The 8290-nt window shown below is 46.7% G+C and carries 3 protein-coding genes; all 3 read right to left on the reverse strand.

The annotated features are described in order from the left end of the window. Positions 1 to 195: 195 nt before the first annotated feature. Genes U9Q77_04465 through U9Q77_04475 form a run of 3 tightly spaced genes read right to left on the reverse strand, consistent with a single transcriptional unit; the run spans position 196 to position 8193 of the window. Positions 196 to 1206, reverse strand: coding sequence for a PorV/PorQ family protein (locus tag U9Q77_04465; GenBank protein ID MEA3286609.1), 1011 nt, complete (start codon positions 1204 to 1206; stop codon positions 196 to 198). 13 nt (positions 1207 to 1219) lie between these two features. Further along, positions 1220 to 5185 carry a hypothetical protein gene (locus U9Q77_04470; GenBank protein MEA3286610.1) on the reverse strand — a complete coding sequence of 1322 codons (3966 nt, stop codon included), beginning with the start codon at positions 5183 to 5185 and terminating at the stop codon, positions 1220 to 1222. Next, positions 5185 to 8193, reverse strand: a complete 3009-nt coding sequence (locus tag U9Q77_04475; protein ID MEA3286611.1) for a TonB-dependent receptor — start codon at positions 8191 to 8193, stop codon at positions 5185 to 5187. Before U9Q77_04475 ends, U9Q77_04470 begins: the two co-directional genes overlap by 1 nt. Positions 8194 to 8290 lie beyond the last annotated feature (97 nt).

Genomic DNA, 8290 nt, shown 5'->3' on the forward strand with positions numbered 1-8290 from the left:
AGCATTGTAAATAAGCGTTTCACACTTACCTCCTTTGGTTTGTTATAAGCAAATAAACTTAACTTTCTTAGAATTGTAAAAAATCATTTTCGGCGAGGTTACCCTCAAAGTGATGTATTTCACATTATGAGCTGGATTGCCCAATTTCACCTTTATAAACCTTAGCCATCCTCATTTAACACAATTCTTTAGACTTTAAAAATCCAGGGCCAGACTAAAATTCTGAATATCCTGAAGTCTTCCAAAATACTCGTACCCATAATCAAATCTGACCTTCAACCCACGCATGGGAATGTGTAGGCCCACCCCCAGGGTTAAGCCTTCTTCCGTATCTTCCAGAAAAATGGCTTTTCGTCCGGCCCGAACATAGAATTTCTGCAACAATTCATACTCGAGTCCCACATTCACACTTTCATAGTTGTTATTGGGGTGCAGCGCATCAACTGCCAGAATCAAACTCATGACATCGTTGCGCATGACATCCATAACAATACCTGCCCGAAAGATCAATGGAAGGTTGTAATAACCGGTTTCCAGGGCAGAAACAACCTTGCCATTATTCCCGTATAGCTCGGGAGCAATATCATAAAAATGCTCTAGATCCGATCCGGTCATCCGCATGGGCAGACCAAAATTGGAAATACTCATCCCCAGGGTTAATCCCCTGAAATCTGTTCGATATAAAGTCCCCACATCCAGAGCAACTGAAAGCGCCTGTTCATGCCAGATCTTCTGACTGATGAATTTGGCCGTGCCACCAATGGAAAATCTATCCGTCATGGCTCTGGCCAGTGTCAGCCCAATAGCCATATCTGTGGCACCAAAGGTCAGACCCGTTCCATCAGGGTCTTCAATGGTGGTGTGGATCAGATCGCCGTAGTCCAGGATGGTGGCTGATAAACCCAGCGTTCCAGCACGACCCATATGCAAAACGACAGCTGCATGATCAAAAGTAGTACCGGCCAACCAATTGGAGTGCACGAAGAGCGCTTCACTACCCCGAACACGCGTGGCAGCTCCGGGATTCCAGAACAAAGCGGTGGCATCGTTCACACTGGCTACATGGGCTCCACCCATGCCAACGGATCGACCACCTACTTCGATGGCCAGAAAATATGCTGCAGTAGTACCCACCATGGACTGGGCTGTTCCGATCATCGGTAGAAGCAGCAGGGCGGACAGTAGAATTCTTGTAATACGTTTCATAGCTTCCTCCCTCCTACTTAACGATCGCTAATTTGCCCACAGTTTCACCGGCTTCACCGGCATCAATGTGGTAGATGTATATTCCGTAAGCTATATCCAGCCCTTCCTTAGTGCGAAGGTCCCAGGATACCGTTCCATCAAAGATATTTCCGTCATGGTGCAAGGTCTGAATGTGATCCCCACGGATCGTGTACAGCCTGATCTCACAGTCCACCGGCAGATGAATGAAATCAACACGCCTCTCACCCCGACCTGTAGCGAACCGATTCACTGACTCCCAACTGGCTGCTGCCAGATAGGGATTGGGAACAACTCGCACCTTATCCTGCCAACTATCATCTGCCAGTGACGCAACCTCCGCCGCCACAGTTGAATAGGTGAATCTGTCAGCAATAGAAAAAGGCTTACTGGTGTAGACCCAGAGTGTGTCGCCAGCTCCAGGGGTTCCCTGAATTGAGTAAACCGTGTCCGTAGCAGTGCTGTCTGTGGCTGGCACAATCTCATCATCAAAGGATAGTTTGACACCCCAGGTAATGAAGCTGTCACTTTCAGCAGTTTGATGCGCCAGATAGATCAGGAAGTCACGAGCCGACCCATTAACTGCTTTATAACCTACAACGGGTAGTATCTCGGTGGTGGTCAGATCCTTCACTTTAAAGTTGATCGGGTTATTATAAAGTCGGTTAAAGCCTTTGATATATTTGATGGATGTATCAACAATTGTATCATAAAAACTGATCTCGTAGTCATGCGGAACTTTAATAGCACTGTAGGAAGCATTGATATCTACCGAAATAGTGGGAGTCTGTTCCTCAGGGCGATTCATCCCGGTGCGTTCAAGATCAGGATCAATTCTCCAGACATTATTGAATTTGAGACGAACCCCATCAATGACCTTACTGCCCAAACGGACATCAGGTTCGATAAGATCATGATTGTCATGAACATACTGGTACTCGCCGGGACCAGCACTAAAATTAGGACTATTTAATAATACAGTATCCTGGATTCCGGATCTGGTACGGATCAATGAATAGGTGGTTGTGATACTCTGCAGTTCTTCCTGATCATTTTGATCCAGATTGGGTTCACCGCGGTCCGGCTTACCATTTCCCTCAGTTCCATCAGCATCCGGTCCGTGATAAATACCCATGAACACGACCCGTGACTGTAATTTTCGATAAACAGCTAAGCCACTATCAGCGGCCCAAAGACCATCACTTCCCGTATCATGGAGAATTGTGTCACCAGCAGCCTCATCATAGACACCGGCATCATCTGCATTGTAAAAAGCAACCCAATCGCCATCATTATCGATACCGTCATTGCTCATATCCTGAAACTGGATCTCGTAATCTGCATCATCCTTAACCGCTGTTTCATCCAGAAAGATCAATTCAATACTACCCTGCCCTGCTCCAGCAGTATGCTCAATACCGGAATTAGCAGGTTCAGTATAACCAGCAACATGGTCGTTGGGAATGACCCCTGCCGTATTCTGGTCATAAACCATGGTGCCGTTCAACTCCAGAATGGTTTTGGAACATTCTGCAGGATAAAAGCTATCACTGCCCCGGTCATAAGACACGACAGCATAGAAATACTGTTGACCATTGATCACGGTGGTATCGACCCAGACATGTGACAAGCCCATGTCATCTCCGAGGTAAAAGGCTGCGCCCTGGACGCGATCAAGATCGCCATCGTAAAAACCCTGGATATCATTGACCAGATCAAACTGAGCAATGGACTCATAAAAAACAGCGTTGCCAAAGCCATCCGTGATGGTATTGATCTCATTGAAACCAAAATCGGTGGCCCGGTAGATCTTATATCCCTCAAAGTCATATCCGTTAACCGGATCATAGGTGAATTCAGCCAGATCATCCCAGTAGAGGGTCACGCGACCATCACCGGCAACTGCCCGTAATGTCGGCCGATCCGGTGGTTTGGCAAAATTATAGTTATTGTCATAGATCTGCTGGATCGTGATTTTGTTATTTAAAATATCAGCGAAATCCTCTCCAAACACCAGCCCTACGGAAAATCGTTCGGTCTGTTTGGCCATGAGCGGAAAGAAACCGGCACCATAGATAAAATCACCGTCAACCGGATTGGTCTCAATGTCATTGGCTAGATCAATACTGGGAGCCAGTTTTGACCAGAGTTGGGTATCATTTGACATACGGATTTTTCCAGGAGGAGTGAAATAGGTGAAACTGGTCAAACCGATCTGGTCGGACTCATCAATATCTGTCTTATCCACATGGGGTTCACCAGGGAGACCGGTATCAACCAGTTTACCATCAGCGCCAGGTTGGTATCCTGACGTGGGCATCCCATCGTCCTCACCAAAGTCATAGGTCAAAGGCACACCATCCAGACCAACATCATCATTGCTGATATCCCAGTCACCATCGTTGTCAATCCCATCATCCCGGGCCTCGTCCAACATCAGGTCAGCCGCACCTATATTGGTGAAATAATCAATGTATTGGAAGGGTGGTAAAGGAGCCGCTACATTTTCGATTGTGCGATTCACCCGGTTAGCATAGTGATTCAGGGTATCTTCATCAATGACACCGTTGAAATTATCATCCAGAAGATTCTGAATATTCTCCTGGAAAATTGATTTGCCATTGGTGGTTGTAATGATCTGAACCACCCGCCCCTGGGAAAAGACCTCAGTTGTGTCTTCCGTAATGGTGAAAATAGACCGCTCGTAGGTCTCAGCATCAATGAGAATGATCTGATCACCCAGGTCAAAACTGTCTGCTTCAAAGAATTCCGGCACAAAATAGGGAGCTACTCCGTCAACCGCATTGTCACCATCATTATCAATGCCATCCAGAGCATTACCTGGAGATTCAAGAAAAGCATAACCGGCATAACCCACAGGACCATCAAAACAGGGACTGAAAGCAGGGGGACTGTCAAATGAATAGGTGATATCATTTTCAGCATCAAAATACGCCAGATCGTCATTGGAATCACCACAACGTCCACCGGCTAAAGTACCGACCATCATTCCAAAAGCAGCCTTGAGATAATCGGTGGTTCCCTGATTGGTCACATCATACAGCCAAAAAATGGCATCTTCAGCCAGAAAGTGGGACCATTGCAGGCCGCGAACTGCTACCGACAGACCCATTCCATAGCGCATCGCGTTGCTGGAATCCGCGTTAAAGACCAGACCGGTGGCAGGATCACCTAATGATCGGTAATTAAATTCACGGTCATTATTGTCATCCATGACGAAGTAGGATTCCTGGTCAGCATTCTTAACATCTTTACCAAAATATCCGTTCCAGGAACCAGCCCAGCCAGGATCTTCAGCATCATTCAGCTTATCCGGCCAGAAAGTTGGCCATGAATCCGGTAAACCGTTGTCATCTTCAGAGTTTGGAAAGCCATCTGGACCATCATTATCCAGATCAGTTGATAGAGCAACCAGATCAGTGTCCTGATTGGCATAACCGGGAACCGGTTCAAAGGTCCAACTATTGTCGCCTACAATGGGACCATCGGTCCAGCCACGGGGACCATCGCTGGTACCAACGGATTGAAAAGTTTTATAGATCTGAGCGACAAATGGATAGTCCTGACCATTAGAGGTAACTGGTGGATCCAGGCTCTCTAGAATCATAAATTTTGTGAACTGGGAACCACCCTTGTCAACCAGAGTATCCATGGTAGTACTATTGAAATAGCGAAAAGTATCTATCCAGGATTGTTCGGATTCCACACCCAGGAGCGGACTTACATCACCAATATACATATTACCGGAACCAATGGGCCATTCACCTTCAGGATCACCCCCAATGGTACCGGCTACCAGACCATAATTGAAAAATACGGTTCGAATCTTATTGCCGGCATGAATTCCCTTTTTGCGGAATGTGGCATCACCATAAGACTGGGCCTGTAGTGAAAAACTGGCTATCAGAGTCAGTACGAGCAGATATTTAAGTGTTTTCATTATCTGCCTCCAATGGAAAAGCCCACCGTAAATCGTCGCGGCTCAGCATACCAGGTTTGATGCATGAAATAGTCATCCAATGTGTTGATCGCCTCTATGGCGTTGTTCGATTCTGCCCGTAATTGAGAGAGCGTGTATTCAGAGGTTCCGGTATCACCATAAACGCCATACTGATTCATCGTGTCGAAGACATTATCCAGTTTGGCATATACATTCATCCGGAAACCGGCTACAACCAGATTCTTGTACACCTTCAGATCATACATCTGCGTAAAAGGTTTGGTCTCTGAATTCGGAGTAGCCACGCCCAGATTCCCCTGATCATCACTGGGTGTATAAGGCAAACCACTACCCAGGCGAGCGTTAAAACTCAAGCCCCAGTCTTCCAGGTTCCCGATAGTGATATTTGAGTTCAGACTGTGTCGCTGATCCCAGTCCAGTCGCAGCAATCGAACCTCAGGCTCACTGTCACCCTGACGGGCGTAAAAGGCAGCGTTAGGATCAGAGGCATTACCCTCAGAGATCTGGAAGGTATAGTCCACATTAGCCATCCACATCTGGGAATAGCGTTTTTCAAAAGACAGGGTCACGCCACGGGTATTGGCATAATCACGATTGACATACATGGCGTATTTGCGCTGATCGTAGGTCAGCACCACTTTATCAGCTGAGATCAGATTACGGATGTCCCTAAAATAAAAATTGACGTTGATCCCAAAATCATCCGTCAATTCTTGCTGCAATCCGATCTCATATGAAATGGTTTGCTGCGGTTCCAGGTCAGGGTTTCCCATGAGGGTATTTACCAGCCCTGTCCCGCTATTCATACGGTATTCCGGGTTATTGAATAGATCCTCAAGATTGGGGATCTGGAAAAAGTGTCCGTACGAAACATGGATGACCCCACGATCCGATATGGGATAACCAATTCCAATACGCGGACTGATCTGCCACTTGGGAGTTGCTTTCGTATACCAGAAAGCCAGACGTTCTGCTTCAGTGAAGCGATTAGCATCGGTTTTTTCAGACAGGTCGTAAACACCATCATTGTCAACATCGGTATAGGTCTCACCAATTGACCAGCTCCCACTGGAATCAGCATCCACAAAGGGTTCTGAATCATCAATATGCCCATCGCCATCAGCATCTTTCCACCGGTGCTCAGGCTTGATGGGAGAATAGGCATCCGGGTCACGGGGATCAACCGGCAGGGAACCATCAGAATTAAAGTAGTCGAAGCGCAAACCGGCATTCACGATCAGACTTTTAAACTCAAGCTTGGTCTGACCATAAGCGGATAGCTCCATGGGGTTTACTGCCAGATCAAAACCAAAAGGTTTGCCTGTCTGCGTATCATAGGAATAAAAAAGACGGTATATATCATCCAGACGGGCTTGCGCACCGGCTTTCAACTCAACGACCCGACTCAATTGGCTGGTAATATCAGCCTTGAACACCTGGGAATTGGTTCGTCGATTGAACCACGAATTGTGAATGCCACCCGTGAAGTAGCTATAGAGCTGTTGGGTTGACAGTGCATTGACCAGAGCAATATCCTGGCGATCATCATTGATTGCATCCACAACACCGTCATCATCAGTATCTGTGGAATCCGAAAAAGCGAATTGGGATTTGTATTTATACTGTTGCCATTCATACTCAACCCGGGAGTACCCCAGTTGATAGAAGGTTCTTTCAGTCAATTGATGATTGACGCTGAAGGTAACACTGCTACCATCTTTATAGCGATGGAGAATAGCATCTGGATTAAGCTGCATCCCCTCATCCCAACCGCGCTGATAGGATTGATCCTGTAACAGATTCAAGCGTAAGGCCAGCCTGGGAGTGAGTTTAAAAGTAAATTTTACATGATAGGAGGTTTTTTCATATGGATTCATCGGTACAAATGCAGAGTCGCCTGTCCCCAATCGATAGCCGGCTTCCTGAAATGCCATCAGCGAATCCAGCTCAAGTGGTGTATATCCAATACTCCCTGCAGCAATACTGTCAGATCCACCTGTATAGGTCCCCTTTAGCCACCACTTGCCTTCACCGCTAAGGCCACTTGTGGGGTCGATCTCATCATAAAAAGTATCATCAATATTGTATTGACGAACTCCAGCCAGATGACCCTCAGCCACAAATCGGCGCACGGTACCAAACATGGTCAATTTGCCAGGGATGATGGGTCCGGAGAAATTGGCCTGAAGGTTGTGTTGTGAGAGCGGCTTGAAACTATCAATATTCCTGAATATCCCTGAATTTGAAGAAAGATGGTCTCCGGCATAACCCATGACGTTCCATTCAAAGTCATCATTTCCATCTTTGGTCACGATGTTAACCACGCCGGACATGGCTTGTCCGTATTCAGCATTGAACGCACCGGTGATGAGTTGCAATTCCTGAATCGAGGCATTCTCAATATCAACCGCCATACTGCCATCGTAGGGATCAGTTACCGGGATACCATCGATCATGTACAAGGTTTCTCCGTGGCGACCACCGCGGATGTGACCATCGACCACACCGGCCTGCATTTCCAGAACCTCACCAAAGGTCTCAACTGGCATGGCTTCCAATTCTTTGGAAGATATATGGGAGGCACTTGATGTTAGATCTTTGACCACCAGGGGACGCTCAGCAGTAACCGTAACCACTTGACCCGCTTCGAGAATCTGGGTTCCCAGTTCAAAGTTGAGGGGGGTTGTGAGATCAACTGAAACCATGACATCTGTTTTGCGTAAGGCCTGATAGCCGATCATCGTGGCAGTAACAGAATAATTACCAGGGGGCAAACCAGTAATAAAGAAATCACCATCCAGGCCGACTGAGGCTCCGTAAGTGGATCCGTCAACAATTACATTACAACCGATCAATGGATCACCGGTGTCTGCATCATGTACAAATCCTGCGATCTTCCCTGTTGTACCTGCCTGTAATCCTGAAATAAAAAGAAATAAAACGATCATCAGCATACGTGATGATGTGGAGAAAATATGTGCTCTCAAACCCGTCTCTCAATCTTCATTTGAATTAGTAACCCTCCTCTGAGTTACGCTTCAGGAAATTATCTTTGGGAGTCCCCCTTGTCAAGATAATTTCCTG

Source organism: Candidatus Neomarinimicrobiota bacterium (assembly GCA_034716895.1).
Taxonomy (GTDB): Bacteria; Fidelibacterota; UBA8477; order UBA8477; family JABMPR01; genus JABMPR01.